The 22,316-nt window shown below is 68.8% G+C and carries 21 protein-coding genes; 9 read left to right on the top strand and 12 right to left on the bottom strand.

What is annotated here, in order from left to right:
* Positions 1-137: 137 nt before the first annotated feature.
* On the top strand, positions 138-758 hold the full coding sequence (locus GNX95_RS32840) for a GTP cyclohydrolase II (RefSeq protein ID WP_163511540.1): 621 nt from the start codon (positions 138-140) through the stop codon (positions 756-758).
* On the opposite strand, the gene GNX95_RS32835 is transcribed toward GNX95_RS32840, so the two are convergent.
* Positions 759-1,658: a serine hydrolase gene (locus tag GNX95_RS32835; RefSeq protein WP_163511539.1), complete on the bottom strand. Its 900-nt coding sequence runs from the start codon at positions 1,656-1,658 to the stop codon at positions 759-761.
* A 138-nt stretch (positions 1,659-1,796) separates the two neighbouring features.
* Between GNX95_RS32835 and GNX95_RS32830 the strand changes: the two genes are divergently transcribed.
* Positions 1,797-2,954: an MFS transporter gene (locus GNX95_RS32830; RefSeq protein WP_246281836.1), complete on the top strand. Its 1,158-nt coding sequence runs from the start codon at positions 1,797-1,799 to the stop codon at positions 2,952-2,954.
* A 27-nt stretch (positions 2,955-2,981) separates the two neighbouring features.
* Here GNX95_RS32830 and GNX95_RS32825 read toward each other — a convergent pair whose 3' ends face one another.
* On the bottom strand, positions 2,982-3,434 hold the full coding sequence (locus tag GNX95_RS32825) for a GNAT family N-acetyltransferase (protein ID WP_163511538.1): 453 nt from the start codon (positions 3,432-3,434) through the stop codon (positions 2,982-2,984).
* A gap of 67 nt (positions 3,435-3,501) precedes the next feature.
* Between GNX95_RS32825 and GNX95_RS32820 the strand changes: the two genes are divergently transcribed.
* Positions 3,502-4,902, top strand: a complete 1,401-nt coding sequence (locus GNX95_RS32820; protein WP_163511537.1) for an aminotransferase-like domain-containing protein — start codon at positions 3,502-3,504, stop codon at positions 4,900-4,902.
* A gap of 120 nt (positions 4,903-5,022) precedes the next feature.
* Here the strand turns inward: GNX95_RS32820 and GNX95_RS32815 are convergent, their stop codons facing one another.
* Together GNX95_RS32815 and GNX95_RS32810 are read right to left on the bottom strand one after the other, a co-directional pair.
* Positions 5,023-6,243 (bottom strand): NAD(P)/FAD-dependent oxidoreductase, encoded by a 1,221-nt coding sequence (locus GNX95_RS32815; protein ID WP_163511536.1) that lies wholly within the window; start codon positions 6,241-6,243, stop codon positions 5,023-5,025.
* 74 nt (positions 6,244-6,317) lie between these two features.
* Positions 6,318-7,295, bottom strand: coding sequence for a pirin family protein (locus tag GNX95_RS32810; protein ID WP_163511535.1), 978 nt, complete (start codon positions 7,293-7,295; stop codon positions 6,318-6,320).
* Positions 7,296-7,359: 64 nt separating this feature from the next.
* On the opposite strand from GNX95_RS32810, the gene GNX95_RS32805 reads away from it, so the two are divergent.
* Positions 7,360-8,280: an XRE family transcriptional regulator gene (locus GNX95_RS32805; RefSeq protein WP_163511534.1), complete on the top strand. Its 921-nt coding sequence runs from the start codon at positions 7,360-7,362 to the stop codon at positions 8,278-8,280.
* Positions 8,281-8,443: 163 nt separating this feature from the next.
* On the opposite strand, the gene GNX95_RS32800 is transcribed toward GNX95_RS32805, so the two are convergent.
* Positions 8,444-11,707, bottom strand: coding sequence for a trypsin-like serine protease (locus GNX95_RS32800; protein ID WP_163511533.1), 3,264 nt, complete (start codon positions 11,705-11,707; stop codon positions 8,444-8,446).
* A gap of 194 nt (positions 11,708-11,901) precedes the next feature.
* Between GNX95_RS32800 and GNX95_RS32795 the strand changes: the two genes are divergently transcribed.
* Positions 11,902-12,660 carry a class I SAM-dependent methyltransferase gene (locus GNX95_RS32795; RefSeq protein ID WP_163511532.1) on the top strand — a complete coding sequence of 253 codons (759 nt, stop codon included), beginning with the start codon at positions 11,902-11,904 and terminating at the stop codon, positions 12,658-12,660.
* Here the strand turns inward: GNX95_RS32795 and GNX95_RS32790 are convergent.
* The 5 genes from GNX95_RS32790 to GNX95_RS32770 all read right to left on the bottom strand — a co-directional run bounded on the left by GNX95_RS32790 (position 12,647) and on the right by GNX95_RS32770 (position 17,070).
* On the bottom strand, positions 12,647-12,895 hold the full coding sequence (locus GNX95_RS32790; RefSeq protein ID WP_163511531.1) for a DUF6510 family protein: 249 nt from the start codon (positions 12,893-12,895) through the stop codon (positions 12,647-12,649). The genes GNX95_RS32795 and GNX95_RS32790 overlap by 14 nt on opposite strands.
* A complete protein-coding gene (locus GNX95_RS32785; protein WP_163511530.1) occupies positions 12,895-13,590 on the bottom strand; it encodes a ferredoxin reductase in 696 nt (231 codons plus the stop codon). Before GNX95_RS32785 ends, GNX95_RS32790 begins: the two co-directional genes overlap by 1 nt.
* Positions 13,591-14,190 carry a sulfite oxidase-like oxidoreductase gene (locus GNX95_RS32780; protein ID WP_163511529.1) on the bottom strand — a complete coding sequence of 200 codons (600 nt, stop codon included), beginning with the start codon at positions 14,188-14,190 and terminating at the stop codon, positions 13,591-13,593.
* Positions 14,191-14,265: 75 nt separating this feature from the next.
* Complete coding sequence (locus GNX95_RS32775; RefSeq protein ID WP_163511528.1) at positions 14,266-15,648, bottom strand: dihydrolipoyl dehydrogenase family protein; 1,383 nt, start codon at positions 15,646-15,648, stop codon at positions 14,266-14,268.
* Positions 15,649-15,669: 21 nt separating this feature from the next.
* Positions 15,670-17,070 (bottom strand): hydrolase, encoded by a 1,401-nt coding sequence (locus GNX95_RS32770; RefSeq protein WP_163511527.1) that lies wholly within the window; start codon positions 17,068-17,070, stop codon positions 15,670-15,672.
* Positions 17,071-17,209: 139 nt separating this feature from the next.
* Here GNX95_RS32770 and GNX95_RS32765 point away from each other — a divergent pair, with 139 nt between their 5' ends.
* The 4 genes from GNX95_RS32765 (at position 17,210) to GNX95_RS32750 (ending at position 20,025) form a co-directional block, all read left to right on the top strand.
* The gene (locus GNX95_RS32765; RefSeq protein ID WP_163511526.1) at positions 17,210-18,043 is read left to right on the top strand and encodes an NAD-dependent epimerase/dehydratase family protein; all 834 of its coding nucleotides are present in this window, start codon (positions 17,210-17,212) and stop codon (positions 18,041-18,043) included.
* A 38-nt stretch (positions 18,044-18,081) separates the two neighbouring features.
* On the top strand, positions 18,082-18,717 hold the full coding sequence (lipB, locus tag GNX95_RS32760; RefSeq protein WP_246281835.1) for a lipoyl(octanoyl) transferase LipB: 636 nt from the start codon (positions 18,082-18,084) through the stop codon (positions 18,715-18,717).
* A gap of 116 nt (positions 18,718-18,833) precedes the next feature.
* Positions 18,834-19,841 (top strand): radical SAM protein, encoded by a 1,008-nt coding sequence (locus GNX95_RS32755; protein ID WP_163511525.1) that lies wholly within the window; start codon positions 18,834-18,836, stop codon positions 19,839-19,841.
* Between the two features lie 34 nt (positions 19,842-19,875).
* On the top strand, positions 19,876-20,025 hold the full coding sequence (locus GNX95_RS32750) for a hypothetical protein (protein WP_163511524.1): 150 nt from the start codon (positions 19,876-19,878) through the stop codon (positions 20,023-20,025).
* 55 nt (positions 20,026-20,080) lie between these two features.
* On the opposite strand, the gene GNX95_RS32745 is transcribed toward GNX95_RS32750, so the two are convergent.
* Together GNX95_RS32745 and GNX95_RS32740 are read right to left on the bottom strand one after the other, a co-directional pair.
* Positions 20,081-21,847, bottom strand: coding sequence for an ABC transporter ATP-binding protein (locus GNX95_RS32745; protein ID WP_163511523.1), 1,767 nt, complete (start codon positions 21,845-21,847; stop codon positions 20,081-20,083).
* Positions 21,844-22,293 (bottom strand): MarR family winged helix-turn-helix transcriptional regulator, encoded by a 450-nt coding sequence (locus GNX95_RS32740; RefSeq protein WP_163511522.1) that lies wholly within the window; start codon positions 22,291-22,293, stop codon positions 21,844-21,846. Before GNX95_RS32740 ends, GNX95_RS32745 begins: the two co-directional genes overlap by 4 nt.
* Between the last annotated feature and the right edge of the window lie 23 nt (positions 22,294-22,316).

Here is a 22,316-nt window from a genome sequence, read left to right as displayed (position 1 = left end):
AAGAGTTGTCAACCTTGCATATGACGCGCAGTGATCACGGCCACCTCGGAAATGCCCGGCGCGTCGCGCGGCCTTCAAGTGTCAGACGACCGACGTAGGTTGGGGATCTGATCTTGACGCGAGAGGCGGCCGAACAGATGACGACGAGTGTCCGCGCGAAGGTGCGCATCCCGCTCCGGTTCGCCGACGGGTACGCCGTCGAGGCCGAGGCCGTCACCTTCCACGGCCTGACCGACGGTCTGGAGCATCTCGCGCTGCGGCTCGGCGAGCCGGCCGAGGTGCCGCTCGTACGGTTGCATTCCGAGTGCCTCACCGGCGACGTTTTCGGGTCGGCGCGGTGCGACTGCGGTCCGCAGCTGCGCGAGGCGGTCGAGCGGATCGCGGCGGCCGGCGGCTATCTGCTCTACCTGCGCCAGGAGGGCCGCGGCATCGGCCTCTACAACAAGCTCGACGCGTACGCGCTGCAGGACGGCGGCCTGGACACGTACGCCGCCAACACCGCGCTCGGCCTGCCGGAGGACGGCCGCGACTACCGGCCGGCGGCCGAGATGCTGGCGGCGCTGGAGGTCGAGACGGTCGATCTGCTGTCCAACAACCCGGACAAGGCCGAGCAGCTGCTCGCCTACGGCATCGGCGTGCGTGAGCGGATCCCCACCGGCGTCTTCGCCAGCAACGCCAACATCCGTTATCTGCAGGCGAAAGTCGAGCAGGCCGGCCATCGCATCGTGCTGCCCGGCCGGCCCGCGCTGGCGTCCTGATCAGCAGCCGGCGGCGTACACCTGGCGCGTCACGTCGGTGATCTTGGCGGCCGCGTGGTCCCAGTCGATCGTGGTCGGATAGAGGCTCAGCACGATCAGGATCCTGCTGTCGTGGTCGACCAGGCCGGTGGTGTGCAGCAGGTGGCTGGTCAGGTCGACGCTGCTCGGCGCCGCGGCCGGGTTGGGCGCCTCCTCACCGGAGTCGATCTGCGCCTTGCGCGTCTGCGGTGGCGTGCCGGGACAGGCTGGCGTCGGGATCACGTCACCGAAAGCCGACCAGCCCTGCTTGATCCGGAACGGCGCTGGTACGGCGCTGGGGATGCCGAAATACTGGTCGCTGCCGTCCTTGGCGCAGCGGGTCGACTGGCCGAGGTTGTCGAGGATGAAGGCGCCGAACGGATCGGACGTGTCGTTGAGCAGATACTGGTACGTACGCAGGATGTCCGACGCGCTGAGCGCGGTGTAGCCCCAGTAGTTGCGCCATTCCGGCAGCGGCGGCGGCTCGGTGTGCCGCAGGCCGAGCTTGGCGACCATCCGGTTGATGGTCGCCTCGTAGCCGTCGCCGCGATAGAAGTACTTCGCCGCCGCGTCGTCGCTGGAGCGCAGCATCGACCGCAGCCGCGCCAGGTCGCCGGCCGGGACGTTTTCCAGCGATCCCTTGAGATACAGGTAGTCCAGCGCGAGCAGGATCTTCACCACCGACGCCGACCGATATTGTTTGTCGGCGTCGTGGCTGACGACCGTACGGTCGGTGCGGCGGTCGAACAGCAGATAGCTGGCCTGCATGTCGGCGGGAATGGTCACCTTCGATCTCGCGGTGTTCGCGGCGGCCGGTGCTGGCGCGTTCACGGCCAGTGCCAGCAGCGCGGCCGACACGGCCGCGACAAGTATGCGCTTCAAAAGACGCTCTCCGTTTCGGAAGTCGAAAACTGCGTACGCAATTCTATTGGAACGCTAAAAGTGACCGTTGGCGGACAATCGGTATGGGACGGCCGACAACCGCTAAGCGTCCGGCCCGCTGTCGCCAAGACTGATGGTGTGACAGTGGCTCCGGCGATCCAGAAACAGAAAGCGCACGGCCCGGCCGTCGCGCTGCTCGCGATCGGTCACGCGGTCGACGACTTCTACCAGGGCGCGGTGCCGGCCCTCATTCCGTTTTTCGTCGCGGCGCACCACTGGAACTATGCGGCGGCCAGTGGCATCACCCTGGCCGCGACGCTGCTGTCGTCGGTCGCGCAGCCGCTTTTCGGCGCGCTGGTCGACCGGTGGCCGATGGCCTGGCTGGTGCCGGTCGGCATGAGTGTCGCCGGAGTCGGCATCGGACTGTCCGGCCTCAGCTCGCAATACTGGGTCACCTGGCTGGCGATCGCGCTGTCCGGCCTCGGCGTCGCCGCGTACCATCCGGGCGCCGCGCGGCTGGCCAGGGTCGCCAGCCGGGACAGCCATCACACCGGCATGGGGTGGTTTTCCCTTGGCGGCAACGTCGGTTTCGCGTTGGCGCCGGTGGCGGTGGCGCCACTGTTGGAAACCCTGGGTGTCACCGGTACGTTGCCGCTGCTCGTACCAGCGCTGGTTTTCGCCTTCGTCACGTGGATCCTGATCCGCCGGCTCGGCACGGCGACCGTCAGCGGCGCCAGAGTCGCGGCCGGGGCGGACGACTGGTGGAGCTTTGGCAAGCTGACGCTCGCGATCGTCGCCCGCTCGGTCGTGACCTTCGGCCTCGGCACGTTTTTGGCTTTGTACGTGCAAAAGCGGCTCGGCGTCGGCGCGGTCGGCGGCGATGTCGCGCTCGCCGTCTTCTACGGTTTCGGCGCGTGCGGCACGTTGCTCGGCGGCTGGGTCTCCGGCCGGTGGGGACGGGTGCGTACGGTCCGGATCGGCTACGCGGTCACCATCCCGAGCCTGGTCGGCATGGTGCTGGTCGGCGGTCCGTTGATGTATGGCTTCATCGCGCTGACCGCGTTGGCGATCTATCTGCCGTTCTCACTGCACGTCACGCTCGGCCAGGACTATCTGCCGGGCCGGCACGGCACCGCCAGCGGCGTGACGCTCGGCCTGGCGGTCAGCATCGGCGGCCTGGCCGTGCCGGTGGTCGGCGTGATCGCCGACGCCGGCGGACTGGAGCTGGCGCTGTCGACACTGTTCGTCATGCCGGTGGTCGCGTTCGTCGCGGCCCTGGGCCTTCGCGAGCCTTAGAGACTGTTGGGGACTTCGAAACAGACCCTAAAGACGCAGACGGAAGGCTGGCGTCTCTTCGAAGCCGACCGACTCGTACAACGGCTGCCCGAGCTTGGTGGCGTGCAGCTCGGCGAAGTCGGCGCCGGCAGCGCGCAGCCAGTCGAGGCCGGCGGTGAGCAGTCGGCGCGCGATGCCGCGCGAACGCCACTCCGGTCGTACGGACATGCCGGCCACATAGCCGCGCCGGCCGTCCGGGCTGCCTTCGCGCGGCAGGCTGGCGAGGATCCACACGGTGCAGCCGCCGATGACTCGGCCGTCCTGCTCGGCGACGAACGCGGCGATCGAGCCGTCGGCCAGCCGCCGCTCGTACCAGCGCGGCAGTGCCACCATCCAGTCGGCAGCCGGGTCGGTCACGTCGAAGCCCATCGACTCGTACATCAGGATCACCAGCTCGCCGAGCGCGCCGGCGTCCGCGGTGGTGGCTGGGCGGATCTCCACGATAGATTCTCCTTTGGACTGTCCTGTGAATACCAATATCGAGCGATGGCCGAGGGATCCATAGCCAATGAACCGCGATGTGGACACCGCGATCGCGCTGCTTGCCGGCTGGCAGAGCGGTCGCGGCCCGGCGTATCTCCGGCTGGCGCGGTCGCTCGCGACGCAGGTGCACGCGGGCCGGCTGGCCGCCGGAAGCAAGCTGCCGACCGAGCGGGCGCTGGCCACCGCGCTCGGCGTCAGCCGGACGACCGTGGTCAACGCGTACGCGGAGCTGCGGCAGGAGGGTGTGATCGCCAGCCGGCAGGGCGCCGGCACCTGGGTCGCCGAGTCGGTGCCGGTCGCACGGCCGGATCCGCCGGGGCCGCCGTACCAGCGCGAGCCGGCCGGCAGTCCGCAGGCGCTGTGCGACTTCGAGTCCGGCGCCGGCTGCGCCGATCCGGAGGCGGCCGAGCTGATCGGCGACGGCGACTGGCTGCCGGACCTGCGCGCGGCGACGGCGACGCGCGGATACGAGCCGCTTGGCCTGGCCGACCTGCGTGACGCGATCGCCTCGACGTACCGCGATCAAGGCCTGCCGACGACCGCCGAGCAGATCGTCGTCACCGGCGGTGCGCAGCAGGCGCTTCACATCGTCGCCGCGGCGGTGGCCGAGCCAGGAGGCCTTGCCGGCGTGCAAAATCCAACCTATCCCGGTGCGTTGGACGCGTTTGCCGCCGCGGGTCTGATGTCCGTACCGTTGGCCGCCGGTCCCGCCATCGACGGCGAGATTTTGGCGTACGCGCTGAGAAAACAGCGGCTGCGGCTGGCGTATCTGATCCCGACCTGCCACAGCCCGACCGGCTCGGTGCTGCCGGTCGCGGTGCGTGAGTCTGTGGCCGAGGTCGCCGGTGCGTACGGGGTGCCGCTGATCGACGACACGACGCTTGCCGGTCTGGCTTTCGAGGACGAGCCGCCGGTGCTCGCGAGTTTCGCCGTGGACGCGCCGATCCTGACGATCGGATCGGTGAGCAAGCTCGCCTGGCCGGGCCTGCGGATCGGCTGGATCCGCGGCTCGCTGCCGGCGGTGGAGATGACGAAGAAGGCGGCCGATCTCGGCACGTCGGTGGTGTCGCAGCTCATCGCGCTGCGGCTCATCGACGGCCTGCCCGCGGCCAAGCTGCGGCGGCGCGCGCGGCTGCTGGAGTCACTGGACTGCGTCGAGACGCTGCTGCGCGCACACCTGCCGGAGTGGCGGTGGCGGCGGCCGGACGGCGGCTATCTGCTGTGGATCACGCTGCCGACCGGCGACGGGGCCGGTTTCGCCGCGGTGGCCAGGCGGTTCGGCGTACCGGTCGCGCCGGGCTGGCTGTCGTCGCCGAACAACACGTACGCGGACCGGGTCCGGCTCTGCTACGCACATCCGCCGGATCGCCTGCGGGCCGCGATCCCCCGCCTGGCCGAAGCCTGGCGCGCGTACGCCGGCCGCTAGCGCGTAGCTCCGCACCTCGGCACATCGAGTGTGGGAATATCTCGCATCGCAAGACCGATTTTACCGGGATTTGCCCACACTCGACGCACCGTCGGCAGGTGCCGCGGGACGAGCCGCGCGCTAGACCAGTGACTCCAGTGCCTTGTCAGGATCGGCGAGCGCCGCCGGGTCGACGGCTTTCCCGCTCAGGATAAGGGCCTTGATCGGGTCGCCGACATCCCAGACGTTGACGTTCATGCCGGCGAGCACGCGGTTTTCCTTGGTCCAGAAGGCGATGAACTCGCGGCCGTCGACATCGCCGCGGAAGACGACCCTGTCATAGCCGGTCGGGTCGCCGAGGTATTCCATGCCGAGGTCGTACTGGTCGGTGTAGAAGTACGGCAACTCGTCATAGCTGGCCGGCTTGCCGAGCATCGTGGTGGCCGCGACGACCGGCTGGCTGATCGCGTTTTGCCAGTGTTCCACGCGAATCTGTCGCTTGAGCACCGGATGGAAGGCGTTGGCCACGTCACCGGCGGCGACGATGTCCGGGTCGCTGCTCTGCAGCGCCGCGTCGACGACGATGCCGTTGTCGACCGTCAAACCGGCCTGTGCGGCCAGATCCGTGTTCGGCGCGGCACCGATCGACACCAGTACGGCGTCGGCCTCCATGCGCGTACCGTCGGCCAGCACGACCCCGGAGGCCCTGCCGTCGGTCACGCTGATCTCGGTGGCCTGCTGTCCGAACCGGAAGTCGACGTCGTGCTCGCGGTGCAGCTTGGTGAACACCTCGGCCAGCTCACGGCCGAGCGCGGCCAGCAGCGGCAGCTCCTCGAGCTCGACGACGGTGACCGCGACGTTCGCCTCGCGCGCAGCCGCGGTGACCTCCAAGCCGATCCAGCCGGCGCCGATGACGACCAGCCGGGACACCGACCCGAGCATTTCCTTGATACGTTGCGAATCCTCCACCTTGCGCAGGTGATGGACGCCCTGCGCGTCGGCGCCGGGCACCGGCAGCCGGCGTGGGCTGGCGCCGGTGGCCAGCAGCAGTTTTCGGTATGCCACGGTGCTTCCGTCGTCGAGCCGCACCTCGTGCGCGTCGCGGTCGACGGCCGTGACGGCGGTGCCGAGCCGCAGGTCGACCTCGTGCTCGCCATACCAGCTTTCGTCGTGTACGTACACGCTGTCGGCCTCGGCCTTGCCCAGCAGGAGGTCCTTGGACAGCGGCGGCCGCTCGTACGGCCGGTGGCGCTCGTCGCCGATCAGCACGATCGGTCCGCCGAATTGCTGCTCTCGCAGGGCTTCCGCGGCCTTCGCGGCGGCCAGGCCGCCACCGACGATCACGAAGTTGTCCGATGGCATTGCGCTACCTTCCTCCTGCCGTTGCTTCTATCGCACGAATCTTCGTCCTTTAGAGCGCGGCGGGCAAGTCCGCGTCAGCCGCGTTTACGTGCCGTCAACCGTACGGCCGGCAGCGGCGGCGCCGGAATGCGGTCGGCGCCATGGCCGGCAACATGGCCGACAACATGGCCGGCAACCAGGCCAAACCGGCCGCGATCGGCACGTTCCCAGTCGTCGCGCGCTGCGGCGATCTCCTCATGGCTGCGGCCGACGAAGTTCCACCACATGACCAACTCGTCGGCGAACGGCTCGCCGCCGAGCAACACGAGCGTCGCGCCGGCGGCGCTGGCGATCTCCAACTCGTCGCGGCCCGTACCGAGATAGAGCAGCGGACCGGCGTCGAGCCGCTCGCCGCCGATCGTGGCCTCGCCGGCGATGACCAGCGCAGCGTGCTCGAAGTCGCGGCGCGCCGGGATGGTCGCGCGCCGGCCCGGCTCCACCCGGATTTCCGCGCCGAGCAACGGTGTGTACGCGGTCGCCGGCGACTTCGCGTCGGCGATCTCTCCGATGATCACGGTCGCGCGCAGGCCGGTCGCCTCGTACGACGGCAGCTCGGTGTGCCGCTCGAAGGCGGCCTCGCCGGCGGCGCGGTCGACCGGCAACGCGACCCACAGCTGCAGCGCGTGCAGGAGATCGGCACCTTCCAACGAAAACTCGGAGTGTACGACACCGCGGCCGCTGGTCATCAGGTTGAGCTGGCCGGGCCGCAGCACGACATCGCTGCCGAGGCTGTCGCGGTGCCGGATCAGGCCGCCGAGCGGCCAGGTCACCGTCTGCAGGCCGATGTGCGGATGGGGGAGGACGCGCATGTCGGTGTGCTGCGGCCCGAACTGGTCGAGGAAACACCACGCGCCGACGGTCGGCCGGCCGCGCAGCGGAAGCGTACGGCTGACCGACATGCCGCGGACGCCACCGAGTGGCACCTCTCGGCTGTCATGCCGCTCGGCGACCGGACCTGGTCCGCTCGCCGGCTCGCACCTGGTCGCCGCTGGAGCCGCCTCCAGATTGCTCACCGCCTCAGCGTATCGCGGCAAAGAGTCTGGACATGTGCTCGTATCGTCGGAGATAGTGTCGCGGATGAGGGGTGACCAGACTCTCGTCGCCGACCGCGAGCTGCGCCAGCTGCTCCGGACCGGCACGTTCGCGCAGGTCCTCGACCACGCGCTGAACGTACGCGGGCTCAGCCTGGAGCGGGTCCAGCGGCACCTCGCGGCGCACGGGGTGACGGTCAGCCGCGCGGCGCTGAGCTACTGGCGGCACGGTCGCAGCCGGCCTGAGCGCGCCGAGTCGCTGCGTGCCGTACGGCTGCTGGAAAACGTGCTCGAGCTGCCGGCCGCGTCGCTGATGTCGCGGCTCGGACCGCCGCGGTCGCGCGGTGCCCACGCCGAGCCGGGGACCGTCGACCGGCGCCGGTTGTGGCCGGCGCACAGCCGGTTGCTGGCCGAGCTGGACGCGCCGCCGGACAGCCAGCTGCGCCAGCTCGACATCCACGAACACGTGCAGCTCAACGAAAAACGGCAGCTCGCCGAGGTGCGTACCCGGCTGGTGCTGCAGGCACTGGCCGACCGCGTCGACCGCTGCGTTGTCTATCACTGGAACGAGGAGCCGGTGTTGCCGGTGATCACCGACGTACGCTATTGCCGGCTCGGCCGCGTACGCACCAACACCGCGGCCGGCGCGACGGTCAGCGAGCTGCTCTTCGACCAGCGGCTGTCGGCCGGCGAGTGCGCGGTCGTCGAGTACGTCACGGCGTATTCGCCGGGCGACGACGAGCTGACCTACTACCACCGCAGGTTCACCCGGCCGGTCCGCCAGTTTCTGCTGCAGGTCGGGTTCGCCGGCGCCGCGCCGGCGTCCTGCGTGCCATACCGGCAGACGGCGTTGGACGCTCCGCGCCGCACCGGTGGCCGGCTCTGGATCGGAGCGTCCAACACCGCTCATCTGGTGGTCACCGACGCCGGACCCGGCATCATCGGACTCACCTGGGACTGGGACTGATTAGGGCCTGTCTCCATATTCCGGGGGCGATAGCCGGGCCCAAACGCCGCCTGCCGGCACGGCGAAACCGCCGACGTGGCGCTGCCACGCCTGGCGGTCCCGCCGCACCGGCAGACGACGTTTGGATCTCGACTCTCATCCCCCCGGAATATGGAGACAGGCCTTAGTAGACGAACCAACCGAAACTCGTGGACCCCTTTCCGCCGCCGCTGTCGGTCGCGGTGACCGTCGGCTGGTAGTTTCCTGTCGTCGTTGGCGTTCCGCTGATCACGCCGGTGCCGCTGTTGATCGACAGTCCCGGCGGCAGACCGGTCGCCGACCACGTGTACGCACCCGAACCGCCGCTGGCCCGCATCGCCAGGCTGACGCTTTTTCCGTGCTGCGTGAACTGGAAACCAGGGTTTGTCACCGAAATCGGCGTCGGCGAGCCACCCTGCACGGTCAGCGTGAACTTCGTCGTGTGCGTGAAGTCACCGCTTTTTCCAGTGACGGTCACGTCGTACGTGCCGGCCGGTGTCGACGACGAGGTGGCGATCGTCAGTTTCGACGCACCACCGGCGTTGACCGACGACGGGTCGAAACTCGCCGTCGCGCCGGATGGCAGGCCGCTGGCCGTCAACGCGATGTTGCCGCCGGGATTGCCGCCGCCAGGCAGGTGTGCCTTGATTTCGTTGGCATAGGTGGTGACCCTGGCGTAGACACCGTAGGTGTTGCAGGCGTTGGACATCCATGAGAACAGTCCGATGATCTGGTTGCCGACCAGGAAGGGACTGCCGCTGTCGCCGACGCAGACGCCCTTGTGGCCGTCGCTGTAGCCGACGCACAGCATCGACCCGTCCGTGCGGTAGTACTGGCGCAGGTCGATCTGGTTGGCGCAGCCGGAGTCGGCGGCGACCGGCATTTCGGCCGTACGCAACACATCCGAGTAGGTGTTGGCGTCGGTCTTTCCCCAGCCGATGGCCCGGCCCATGGTGCCGGGGTTGTTCAGGCTGGTGTCGGTCGCCACGGTCGGATAACTGATGCCGGCCGGCACCGGCACGTCACGGTCGAGCGTGATCACCGCGACGTCGTGGCCGGTCTGCCAGGAGGTGTAGTCGGGGTCGGTCCAGCTTTCCTTGATGTTGGCACGGAAACCCTCGTCGTTGAGATTGGTCGCACCGTAGATGAACCATTTTTCCCCAGGCTTTTCCAGCAGGCAGTGCGCCGCGCCGAGCACGGTGTGCGGCCCCATCAGCGTCATCGTGCACGACTGCTGGCCCGGGAACGCGCTTCCCTCGCGGCGCATGGAAATGATGAACGGATATTGCTCGACCGTGGTCGGGTCGCCGCCGACGACGCTCGGCCGTGCACCGGAGACAGCGGTGGCCTTCACCGTGGTGCCGGTGGACTGGCCGGCGGTCACGGTCGCCGACGCCGGGTCGACGCTCAGGGAGAAGTCGCCAGGACCGGTGCCGTTGACGGTCAGCGCGACCGTCGCGTCATGGCTCGCGTCGGTGGTTTTTCCGTTCACCTTCACCGAAGCGTTGCCCGGCGAGGCCGACGCGGCGGCCGACAGGGTCAGCGTCGAGGACTGCCCCGCGGTCACCGAGGTGGGGTTGAAGCTCGCGGTGACACCGGACGGCAGGCCGCTGGCGGTCAGCGACACGGTCTGCGCGTCGCCCTTGGTGACGGCGGTTTTGATCGTACTGGTAACGGATTTTCCGGGATCGACGCTGACCGAGGACGGGTCGGCGGCGATGGAGAAGTCGTTGGCCGGCGCCGGGCCACCGCCGTTGATCAGCGGGTCGGCGAGGTTGTCGCCCTGCGGCGAACCCCAACCGGTGCACAGGTCATAGCCGGTGCCGGCGTTGTACGTGCCGTTGTTGCCACTGGTCACGTCGCGGAAAGTCGAGGAATACTGCGAAGACTGCGCGACCGCGTAGATCGTCGGGTTCATCGCGCCGACGTTGGCCTTGCCGGCGGCCTTGGCTTTCTGGTTGACCATCGCGACATAACCGGCCCACAGCGGCGACGACAGGCTCGTACCACCGACATCCTGCCAGCCGCCGTTCATGTACACCGAAAGCGCGCCGGCGCCGTAGTCGGCGTCGAGCGCCACGTCCGGTACGGATCGGTGCGCGTCGCTGCCCGGCTGCCAGCTCGGCCGGTCGTAGATCTTCGAGTAACCGCCGCCAGAACGCGTGTTTCCGGTCGAGCCCTGGTTCCAGCACGACTCCGACTGGTAGGTCCCGGCGCTGTCGCTGGTGCGCAGCTGAGTGCCGCCGACACCGGTGAAAAGCGGGTCGCTCGGCGGAAAATCGGCCTGTACGGTCGAGTTGTCGCCCTGGTAGCCGCAACCGTAGGCACCCCAGTCACCGGAGGCCGACAGCATGGTGATGCCCTGCGCGGCCATCTGCGTGTAGGAGTCGTGCGAGGCCTGGATCGGGTCCGACTCGCAGACCTCGCCGTTCAGCCACGAGCCGGACAGGACCGTGATGGCGTTGTCGCTGGCGATCCTGGCCATCTCGTCGACCCACGCGCGGTCGCTGTTAGGCGCCTCGTAGACGATCTGCCTGGCTTTCGGCGCGGTCGCGGCGACCGCCTCGACGTCGAGCGTGACCTCCAGCTGGTCGCTGCCGGGCGAGGGTTTCCCACCGTCCACGGCGACGACCGTCGGCGTGACCGAGGGTTGCTTGAAATAGCTGGTCCAGGCGTCGATGTCGGACTGCTTGAAGGCGTCGAACTCGATCAGGCCGACCGTCTGCCCGGAGCCGTCGTACGAGGACGACAGCGACTTCATGCTGTAGGCGGTGCGAAACTGCGCCGGTGTGTAGCCGCCGGCCGGACCCGCCGGACCGGCCGGAGCGCTGGCACGATGCGCCGCCGGCAGGTCGGTCAGGCCGGCCACCGCGCGTACGACGCCGGCCAGCGACGCCGGCACCGACGGCGCGGAATCGTTGGCGTAGAAACGCTTTCCGTCGGTGCCGGTGTAGTCGCGCAAGGTCGTGCCGAAGGCCGCCCTGACCTGGCTGGCGGTGCCGCGCGCGTCCACCACCTGCCGGTTGGCCGAGACGCCGGTGACCCGGAACCCGTTGCCGGACAGGAAAGTGCTGACCTTGTCCACATCGGACTGTCGTGGCGCGAACAGGTCGTTGTACTGCGCGGCGGTCAGATAATGCCGATAGGACGGCGACTTCGGGTCGGTCACCGCGGCGACGAACCGGTCGAGGCCGGCTTGGTCGTGCGGCCGCAACGCGACCGCGACATCGACCGTACGATCCGCGGCTAGCGCGGCGTTTTTCGTTGCGCCGCGCGGTAAAGCCGGGCCATGCGTGCCGAGAGGCACGCGGGCGTCCGCGGCCGCCGGCGCGGAGCACACCGACAGCGAGGCGGCGGCGAGGCAGGCCGCGACCGCGGCCACCCCCACCCTGGACAGGGATCTGGACATGCGCATCCTCCAACGGCAGGTTGACGCGTCTGGACGGCGCGCAACCTATGCCGTATCGGGGCCGATGCCACTGGTTGGGTGAACGTTCCGTTCAGTTAACAGAGCGGTGCGGTGGCGGGGAAATCCGGCCAGCTCAGGACACGCGCGCCGTAACAGTTGTCCACTCAAAGGACACTTTACGTAGTGTGCTGATCATGACCATGAACGTCGAGACCTACGGCGGCGACTGGGCCCAACAGTACGACCGCATTTTTCCGGACGGGCCAGGCGTGGACGAGACGGTGGCCGCTCTTGTCGCGTACGCGTGGAAAAGTGGCGCCGAGCGGCCGCGTGCGCTGGAGCTGGGGACCGGCACCGGCCGGATCGCGATTCCGCTGGCCGAGCGGGGGATCCGCGTGCACGGCATCGACCTGGAGCCGGCGATGCTGGACGTGCTGCGCTCCAAGGGCGTGCCGGAAAACCTGACCTGCGCGGTCGGGGACATGACCGATGCCACCACCTTCGGCGATGGCCCATACGACCTTGTTTTCTGTGTCTTCACAACGATCTCCGCGCTGCCGGATGCCGACGCGCAGAAGCGGTGTGTGGCCGCGGCCGCCTCGGTGTTGGGCGACGACGGCCGGCTGGTGCTGGAGGTGCAGATGCCACGGCTCGCGTCGTTCGACGCCGACGGCCGGCGGGTGCGCCACATCGGCGCCGGCGCGACCGGACCGATGATCGAGACCGCGCGGCTCGACCCGGTGTCGCAGGTGATGTCCAGTGAGATCACCATGTTCACGCCCGACGGCGTACGCGTGCAGCCGGTGTGGCACCGGTTTCTCTGGCCGAGCGAGCTGGATCTGATGGCGGAGCTGGCTGGCCTGCGCCGCGTCGCACTGACACCTGGTTGGCAGCCTGGCGCCTTCACACCGCACACGTCGATGTATGTCGCCGAGTATGTCAGGAAAACGTGAGCCGGCGCAGGCCGGTGACCTCCAGGCAGAGCCGGTTTTCCAGGCGTACCAACCGAAACACCACCTGCTCGCAGCCAGGACACCGGACGACAGCGTCGCCGGCGTGCCAGTAGACGCGAAGGCTCGCCACCGCGCCGGCGCGGCCGCAGCCGGCGCAGACGCTTTCCGCGGAGGTCATGTCCACCGCGAAAATCTCGGTCAGTGGACCGGCGAGCGCGTTGCCGTCCTGGTACATCAGCCGAACCTCTCCGTCTTCACCCGGCTCGGGTCGTGGCCGACCGCCACCAGCAGGTCGGCCACCGTCTCGACGAAACCCGTTGGACCGCAGACAAAACAGCTCGGCTGGAAATCCGGCGGCCAGCCATGCGTTGTGACATCGGCCAATCCGATCCGTTTCACCGGCCGCCGCGCTCCTTCCGGCGCTTTCCTGCTGAAAACGTACGACACGTCGACGCCGGGATCAGGACGGCGCAACTCGTCGGCGTAGAAGATCTCCTCCGGCGTACGCACCGAATAGATCAGCCGGAACGGCACTTTGCTGCCAGCCGCGCGGCGAGCGCGGATCATCGCCATCAGCGGCACGATGCCGGATCCGCCGGCGACCAACAGCACCGGCTCGGTCGCGGCCGGCCGCCAGACGAACCAGCCGCCGACCGGGCCGCGCAGCTCGATCGCGTCGCCGACCGCGAAAACGTCGGTCAGATAAGGGGAAACCTCGCCGTCGTCGACGCGCTGCACGGCGATTTCCACCCGGTCGGGAGAAGCCAGCGAATAGCTGCGCTGCACCGAATAGCCGTCATCGGCGGTCAGCCGCAGATCGACGTGCTGGCCGCCGAGATGTCCCGGCCAGTCCGGCACGTCGAGCACGAGCGTACGCGCGGTGGCCGTTTCCGCGCGGCTCTCGACCACCGTCGCGACGCGCCATTTCATTCAGTCACCCCGATAACGCTGCTCAAGCCACGGATCGCCGTAATTGTGATAACCGGCGGTCTCCCAGAAACCCGGCTCGTCGGCCAGCGTCAGCTCGATGCCGCGGACCCATTTGGCGGACTTCCAGAAATACAGGTGTGGCACCAGCAGCCGCGCCGGACCGCCGTGCTCCGGCGCGAGGTCGTCGCCGTCGAACCGGTATGCGATCCACGCCTGGCCGTCGAGCAGATCCTCCACCGGCAGGTTGGTCGTGTAGCCGCCGTACGAGTGGATCACCGCGTAGTCGGCGGCGGATTCGACGTTTTCCATCAGCAGGTCGAGCGAGACGCCCTGCCAGTTGGTGCGCAGCTTCGACCATTTCGTGACGCAGTGGATGTCGACGGTCGGCGTCTGGCTCGGCAGTGCCAGCAACTCCGGCCACGACCACGTGTGTTTCTCGCCGGTCTCGGTGAGGATCGCGAATTCCCACCGGTCGACCGGGACGCGCGGCGTCGGTCCGGCCGAGAGCACCGGAAAGTCCTCGGTCGGATATTGGCCGGGTGGCAGCTCGACGCCACCATCCCGCCGCCGCCCCCGAAACCCCGGCGTTATCAGTGCCATGCTCGTCACCCTACCCACGCCGGCGCCGCCCGCGCCGGTCCTGCTCGTGCCGGCATCGTCCGTTTGTCGGTGACACTAGAGACCGTACGTCTCCAGGAGGCGGAGCCAGATCTCGCTGACCGCCGGATAGGACGGTACGGCGTGCCAGAGGCGCTCCAGCGGCACCTCGCCGACCACCGCGACCGTGCCGGCGTGGATCAGCTCGCCGACGTTGGGCCCGGTCATCGTGACGCCGACGACCACCTTCCGCCGCTCGTCCACCACCATCTTCGCGGTGCCTGTGTAGCCGTCGGCGTAAAGCGACGCGCCGGAGACGTTGCCGATCTCGTATTCCACCGCGCGTACGTCCAAACCGTTGTCCCGCGCCTGTCGCTCGGTCAGGCCGACCGCGGCGACCTCCGGATGCGTGAAGACGATCTGCGGCACCGCGGTCCGGTCAGCGGTGGCCGACCACTTCGCGTACGGCTCGGTCGTCGCCCTGTCGCCCGCGACGATCGCGGCAGCACACGCGCGCGCCTGGTATTTCCCCATGTGCGTCAGCAGCGCGCGGTGATTGACATCGCCGGCCGCGTAGAGCCAGTCGAAGCCATCGACCAGGCAATTGTCGTCGACCTCGAGCCACGAGCCCGGCGTGAGGCCGACCGTCTCCAGTCCCAGGTCGGCGGTCTTCGGCCGCCGGCCGGCCGCCACCAGCAACTCGTCGCACTCCAGCGTCTCACCGTTGTCGAGCGTGACCGTGACGGCGCCGTCGCGCGCGACCTTCGTCGCGTTGACGCCTACGCGTACGTCCACGCCGGCCTCGCGCAGGCCGGCCGCGACCGCCTCACCGGCGAACGGCTCCATGCCGCCGAGCAGGCCGGAGCGTACGAGCATGGTGACCCGCGAGCCGAGCGCCGACCAGGCCGCGGCCATCTCGCAGGCCACCACGCCGCCGCCGATCACCGCGAGCCGCGCCGGCACGGCCTTCGCCGAGGTCGCCTCGCGGCTGGTCCACACGCCGATGGTGTCGATGCCGTCGATCCGCGGCACCGCGGCGTCGGACCCAGTGGCGAGTACGACCGCGAGCCGTGCGGTCAGCGTCTGGTCGCCGACCCGCACCTGCTTCTCGCCGGCCAGCCGGCCGTGGCCGCGCACCAGCGTGATGCCGGCACCGTCGAGCCAGCCGACCTGGCCGTCGTCGCGCCAGTGCGAGGTGAACTCGTCGCGCCGGCTCAGCACGGCCTGCGCGTCGAGCCCACCGGTGACCGCCTCGCGCGCGCCGGCCACCGCCCTGGCGTCGGCCAGCGCGGCGGCCGGCCGCAGCAGCGCCTTGCTCGGCATGCAGGCCCAGTACGAGCACTCGCCGCCGACCAGCTCGCTCTCCACGATCACCGCGCTCAGGCCGGCCCTGACCGCCCGGTCGGCCACGTTCTCGCCGGTCGGGCCGGCGCCGACAACCACCACGTCGTAGTCGCTCATGGCCTCATCATGCACCGACAGTTACGAGGCGGTGAGAGCCGTGTCGTCGATGACGAAGGACGTCTGCTTGATGCTGCCCTCTGTGCCGGTGAACCGCAGCGTCACCGTCTGTCCAGCGTACGCCGACACGTCGAACGTACGCTGCACATAGCCGCCGGCCGCGTTCACGTTGCTGTAGGTGGCCAAGGTGGACAGCACCGCGCCGGATCCGTTCAGCAGCTGCACTTTCAGCGTGTCGTACGCGGTCGTGCCGGTCTCCGCGGTGTCGATGTGCAGCCAGAACGCCAACGTCGACCGGCAGTTGGCCGGCAGCGTGACCGACTGCGAGAGCGTGTCCGTACGCGCCGAGCCATAGCCGTCGAGCCAGGCGCTCCACGTGCCGGCGTGCGCCGGTTCGTCGGTGCCGTACTGGCCGATCACACCGGTGGTGCCGGTCCACGCGGTCGTGCCGGATTCGAAGCCGGGGTTGAGAAGTTTCTGCCCCGCGCTCGCGCAGCTGGTCGTGCCGCCACCACCGCCGCCGGCCAGCCACGCGGTCGCGTTCAGCGCCAGCGCGGCGTTGTCGGCGGACGGGTCGCTCCAGCCGTCGTAGAGCGTGTTGCCCGGCTGGCCGGTGCCGTCGTCGATCGGCGAGCTGTCGCCCCAGACCGCCACGCGTCCGGAGCCGAACGTGCTGGTGGCGAAGAAGGCGTTGGCGTTGCCGGGGCTCGACGTGCTCAGATAGAGCAACCCCTTGACGGCCGGATTGTCCGCCGGCTTCAACGTAAACGTCGTGCCGTTGGCGATGAGGCTGTGGCGTACGGTGCCGAACGGTCCGTTCAGCACGGCGTTGCCGCTGTCGGCGATGGCGACCGGATGATCCGAGCCGATGTTCTTCAGGTCGACGGAAAACCCGAACGGATCGGTGTTGTCCACGCCGTTGGAGGTCATCAGGTCGTTGATGATCTCCGGCGAGTCCCAGCCGTCGTTGTTGCGGTCGCTGCCGGTGTGGTCGGAGACCAGGAAAAGCCCGCCGCCGTTCTGCACGAACCGCAGGACTGCCGTCTTCTCCGCGGCGCTCAGGACGATGTTCGGCTCCGGCAGCACGAAAGCGTCGAAATTGCTGAGATCCAACGCGTTCGCCGTGTTTCCATAGCTGATCGTGTTGCCGGCCGGCAGCGTCCTCAGGCTGTACTGACCGGTCCGCTGCAGCGCCACACCCCAGGCCGACAGCGCGCCGGTCCAGTCGGTTTCGGTGCTGGGACTGGGATTCTGTCCGGTCGGATCCGGCTGGCTGGTGCCGATGATCCAGTCGGCGTTGCCGGCGGTCTCGGCCTTGCTGTTGTCGAACAGAATCCGTTTCGGGGTCGCCGCGGCGACCGGGTGGATCGCCGGTAGGGCGAGGCACGCGAGAGCCGTCAGGAACAGGATCCTGCGGAGCATGGCGGACTCCTTTCGAGAGGCAGACCGATCGACAATGCCGGAGAAAATCGGATCGTGCACGGACAAAGCCGTGAACAGCGGATGACGACCGGAAATCCGTCCAGAAAGTCCGGATTCGCGATCGGATAGGATCTACGACATGACCCGAGTGTGCGTGACCGGCGCGAGCGGCAAGGCCGGCCGCGTGACCGTACGAGAGCTGCTGGCACACGGTTACGAGGTGGTGGCGACCGACGCGGTGGCGCCGGCCGACGACCTCGGCGTACGTGTCATCCGGGCCGACCTGACCGATTTCGGCGAGGCGGTCGAGGTGCTGCACGGCACCGACGCCGTCGTCCACCTGGCCAACATTCCGGCGCCGGAGATCCACACCAGTGCGACCACGTTCAACGCGAACGTGACGATGAACGCCAACATTTTCAACGCCGCCACCAAAGTCGGCTTGACCAAGGTGGTGTGGGCCTCCAGTGAGACGACGCTCGGCCTGCCGTTCGACACGCCGCCGGCGTACGCGCCGGTCGACGAGGCGCACTATCCGCATCCGACCTCGACGTACGCACTGTCCAAAGTGGTCAGTGAGACCGCGGCCGGACATTTCGCGCGGTGGTCCGGCATTCCGTTCGTGGCGCTGCGCTTCTCCAACATCCTGAGTCCGGCCAACTATCCGGACTTTCCGGCTTTTTCCGACGACCCGGCGCTGCGTAAGTGGAACCTGTGGGGTTACGTCGACGAGCGTGACGCCGCGGTGTCCTGCCGGCTCGCGCTGGAGGCCGACGTCAGCGGCAGCACCAGCTACATCATCGCGGCCGCCGACACGGTGATGCGGCAGTCTTCGGCGCAGCTGCTCAAAGAGGTCTATCCGCAGACGCCGCTGACCCGCGAGGTCGACGAGCACGAGACGCTGCTGTCGATCGACCTGGCTCGCGCCGTGCTCGGTTTCGAACCACGGCATTCCTGGCGCGACCACGTCTGAGTTTTCGGTTGTCTGGCGCGCGTTCTAGGGTTGGCGCTGTGGGATGGCCGATTGAGCGCGTTGACCTCGGCAGTGTCGAGTACGAGCAGGCCGCGCGCGACATGCGTGGCTGGGTCGAGCAGCGGCGGGCGGGGCTGGCGCCGGACCGGCTGTTCTTCCTCAGCCATCCGCCGATCGTCACCTACGGTCCGCGTACGTCCCCGGAGGAGCTGCCGGCCGCGGTGTCCGGACTGCCGGCCGTCGAGGTCGACCGCGGTGGCTATGCCACCTATCACGGCCCCGGCCAGCTGGTCGGCTATCTGGTGATCCACCTGCGCGAGCGCGGACCGGTCGACATCGTGCGGTGGCTGGAGTGCGGGTTGATCGACGCGCTGGCCGACCTCGGTTTCCCGACCGTACGGCGGGACACCCCGAAAGGCGCCGACAGCCTGGTCGGCGTGTGGACACCGGACCACCGCAAGCTGGCCTCGATCGGCATGCGGATCCGGCACGGCGTGACCAGCCACGGCTTCGCGATCAACGTCGACCCGGACATGACCGCTTTTCACCAGTTCGCCGCCTGCCGGTTGCACGACGTCACAATGGTCTCGCTGGCCGAGCTGGCCGCCGAGCAGGGCCGGCCGGTGCCCTCCGACGCCGACGTACGCGACGCGGTCGCCGCCGCGCTCTGCTGACCCCGGGACCTTTTCCCGCCTTTTCCCGCCGCTCGGTCCCGGTGATCGGGACCGTTTAAGACGCAGTCTGGAGCAGGGCCGGAGGTTTTCCGGCGTACACGGGGAAAGTAGGTGCGATGGGCGTCGATCTGCCGGGGATAACGTGGGCCGTCACGTTTGCCTGTCCGCTGCGGTGCGTGCACTGCTACACCGAGTCCGGCCGGCGGCCGGCGCGCCAGCTCGGTCCCGCGGACATGCTGCGGGTCACCGACGCGCTGATTTCCATGCGACCGCCGGAAATCGCCATCGCCGGTGGCGAGCCGCTGCTGGTCAAAGGGATTTACGACCTCGCACGGAAAATCACCGCCGCCGGGATCAGCGCGGCCGTCTGGACCAGTGGCTGGACGTTTCACCAGGCGATGGTCGACGAGCTGGTCGGTTCCTTTACGCGTGTCCATGTCAGCCTCGACGGCGCGACGGCCGAGGTGCACGACCGCATTCGTGCACGCAAGGGGTCGTACGACAAGGTGATGGCCGCGCTGGCGATGCTGGACGGGGCCGCGCGGCACCGGCCGGTCCATTTCGGATTCGACTGTGTCGTCACCAGAAGCAACTTCGACCAGCTGGAGCGGTTTTGCGCTGAGGTGGCGCCGCGGTTTCCCCGGCTGGGCTTCATCAGTTTTGGTGCGGCGCTGCCAATCGGGCTGGCGAGCCGGGACAGTTTCGCCGCCCACGAGCTGCTGACCGACGAGCAGGCCGAGATCCTGGTCGGCGACGAGCTGCGCGACCGGCTCCGGTCGATCGCGCCGCCGACCGTACACGTGGCCACCGCCGACCACCGGTCCGCGCATCCCTATCTCAGCCCCCAGACGCCGGTGCCGGCGTTCATGGAGATCGAGCCGGACGGCGGTGTGCGGTCTTTCCCTTACTACGAGGGGATCGTCGGCAACATCCTGGCCGAGCCAGGCGACGTGCTCTGGCAGAAAGCGCTCGCGCGGGCACGCGATCCATTCGTACTGGAGGCGTTTTCCAGCGTACGCACGATCCGTGACTGGGCCGCCGCGGTCCGCCGGATCGACTATCACTTCGGGTCGGCGCAGGTCCGCGCGCGGATCGACGGCCGGCCGGAGTTCTCGCCGGTTTGACGGGAAAACCGGCTCAACCAACAGGAGGAGAAAGATGACCGCTGACGAGTTCGACCTGGACATCCGCGTCGACGACCACCGGACGATCATCGCCGACTATCCGGAGCCGACGCAGCAGGGCACCTGCCACAGCAGGGACGTGAGCTGCTATCCGGCCTGCCAGACGACCGCCAAGTGTCCGTAGTTGTCGTTTTTCGCGGCTGTGACAGTCAGGCCGACCGTCACAGCCGCGGTCCCGGTCAGGCGGTGAGCTGACTGGCCGCCAGGTGCGCGTAACGGCCGCCGAGAGCCATCAGTTCGGCGTGCGTGCCGCGCTCGGCGATTTCTCCGTGGTCGAGCACCAGGATCTGGTCGGCACTCTCCACAGTGGACAGTCGGTGTGCGATGGCGATCGTCGTGCGGCCACGGGAAAGCTCGTCCAGCGCCTGCTGCACCAGCCGCTCGGTCTTGTTGTCGAGCGCGCTGGTCGCCTCGTCCAGGATGAGCACCGGCGGATTGCGCAACAGTACGCGCGCGATGGCGATGCGCTGGCGTTCGCCGCCGGAGAAGCGATAACCGCGCTCGCCGACGATCGTGTCGTAGCCGTCTGGCAGCGACGCGATCAGGTCGTGGATGTGCGCCGCCTTGGTGGCCCGCATGATCTCGTCGTCGGTGGCGTCGGGCTTGGCGAACGCCAGGTTTTCCTTGATGGAGGCGTGCAGGAGCATCGTCTCCTGCGCCACCAGACCGACCGAGTCGGCGAGCGAGTCGAGGGTGATGTCGCGGATGTCGGTGCCGTCGAGGAGCACGGCACCGTGCTCCGGCTCGTACAGCCGCGCGACCAGATAGGCCAGCGTCGTCTTGCCGGATCCGGTGGCGCCGACGATCGCCGTGGTGGTGCCGGCCGGGATCCGCGCGCAGATGCCCCGCAGTGTCCACGGACCGTCCTGCTCGTACCGAAACGAGACCTCGCGCAGCTCCACGTCCGCGCGTTTGATCCGCAGCGGGGTGGCGCCCGGCCGGTCGGCGATCTCGACCGGCAGGTCGAGCACCTCGAAGACCCGGCCAAACAACGCCATGGACGTGGACACGTTGAGACCCACCGACTGCAGCGAGGTGGCTGGCTGGACGAACCGGTTGGTCATGCTGGTGAACGCGACGACCGTGCCGAGCGTGACCGGTGAGACTCCGTGGGCGAACTCGATGCCGGCCAGCCAGTAGACGATCGCCGGGATGATGGTCAGGCTCATGCCGCGGGTGGCCATCCGCCAGCGGCCGGCCATGGTGGCCTGCACCTCCAGGTCGGAGATCTGCCGCGACTCGGCGGCGAACCGGTCCGCGAGCGTCTGCCGCTGGCCCATCGTCTTGGCCAGCAGGACGCCGGAAACCGAGATCGACTCGGAGATCAGCGAGGTCATCGCGGCGAATCGCTGCGCGCGGCCGTGGGTGAGCTGCCGCCGCTGCCGGCCGAGCCGGAAGGTGAACAGCAGGAACACCGGCACGACCAGCAGCGCGAGCAGAGCCAGCCGCCAGTCGAGTACGAACAGCGCGACCGCCACCGCGATCGCCGTCGTCGCGCTCTGCACCGCCGAGGTGGCGGTGTTGGTGATGACGTTGTTGATGCCGCCGATGTCGTTGGCGATCCGTGACTGGATCTCGCCGGTGCGCGTACGCGTGAAGAACGCGAACGAGAGCCGCTGCAGGTGCTCGTACACCGACACCCGCACGTCGTGCATGACCTGCTGGCCGACCGTGTTGGACAGCCGGGTCGTCGCCACGCCGAGCGCGCCGCTGAGCACCGCGGCCGCGATCATGCCGCCGGCGAACAGGCTGACCAGTGCGAGGTCGCGGGCCGGCAGCGCACGGTCCAGGATCTCGCGCAACAGGAACGGCGACGAGATGCCGGCCAGCGCCTGGACGATCACCACCAGCACCAGCAGGACCATCTGCGGCACGTACGGCCGGAAGAGCGCGACGATCCGGCGCACCGGGACCTTGGTGTCCTCCTTCTTGAGGCTGACCGTCATGACGCCCGCCGGACCGAGGCCGCCGTCTCGCACTCGGCCAGCCGCTCCAGCAGCGGGCCGGCGAGCCGCAGCAGGCCGATCTCGGTGTCGTTGAGCTCCTGAGCCATCGCCATCGCCAACCACGCCTCTCGCTGTGCGGTGTCCTTCGTCAGCACCTCGCATCCAGCTTCGGTGAGGCGTACGACAGTTCTGCGCCGGTCGTCGGCGGCGGTCACCCGGCTGATCAGCTCGTCCTCCTCGAGCGCGGCGAGCGTGCGGGTCAGGGCCTGCGGCTGCAGCCGCTCGCGCCTGGCCAGCTCGCCGACGGTCAGTGCGCCGGCGTTGGCCAGCTGGCCGAGGACGCTGATCTTCGACGCGCTCACCGAGCCTTCCGGCCGTTCGCGGCGCAGCCGCTTGGCCAGCCTGGCCGCCCCTCGCCTTACCAGCCGCACCGTCTCCGCATCCATAAGCAACATCTTACTAACCTCAG

Origin of the sequence: Fodinicola acaciae (assembly GCF_010993745.1) — a bacterium.
In the GTDB taxonomy this organism is placed as follows: Bacteria; Actinomycetota; Actinomycetes; order Mycobacteriales; family HKI-0501; genus Fodinicola; species Fodinicola acaciae.
Note: the sequence above shows the minus strand (reverse complement) of the source record. Positions and strands in the feature narration are given on the sequence as shown.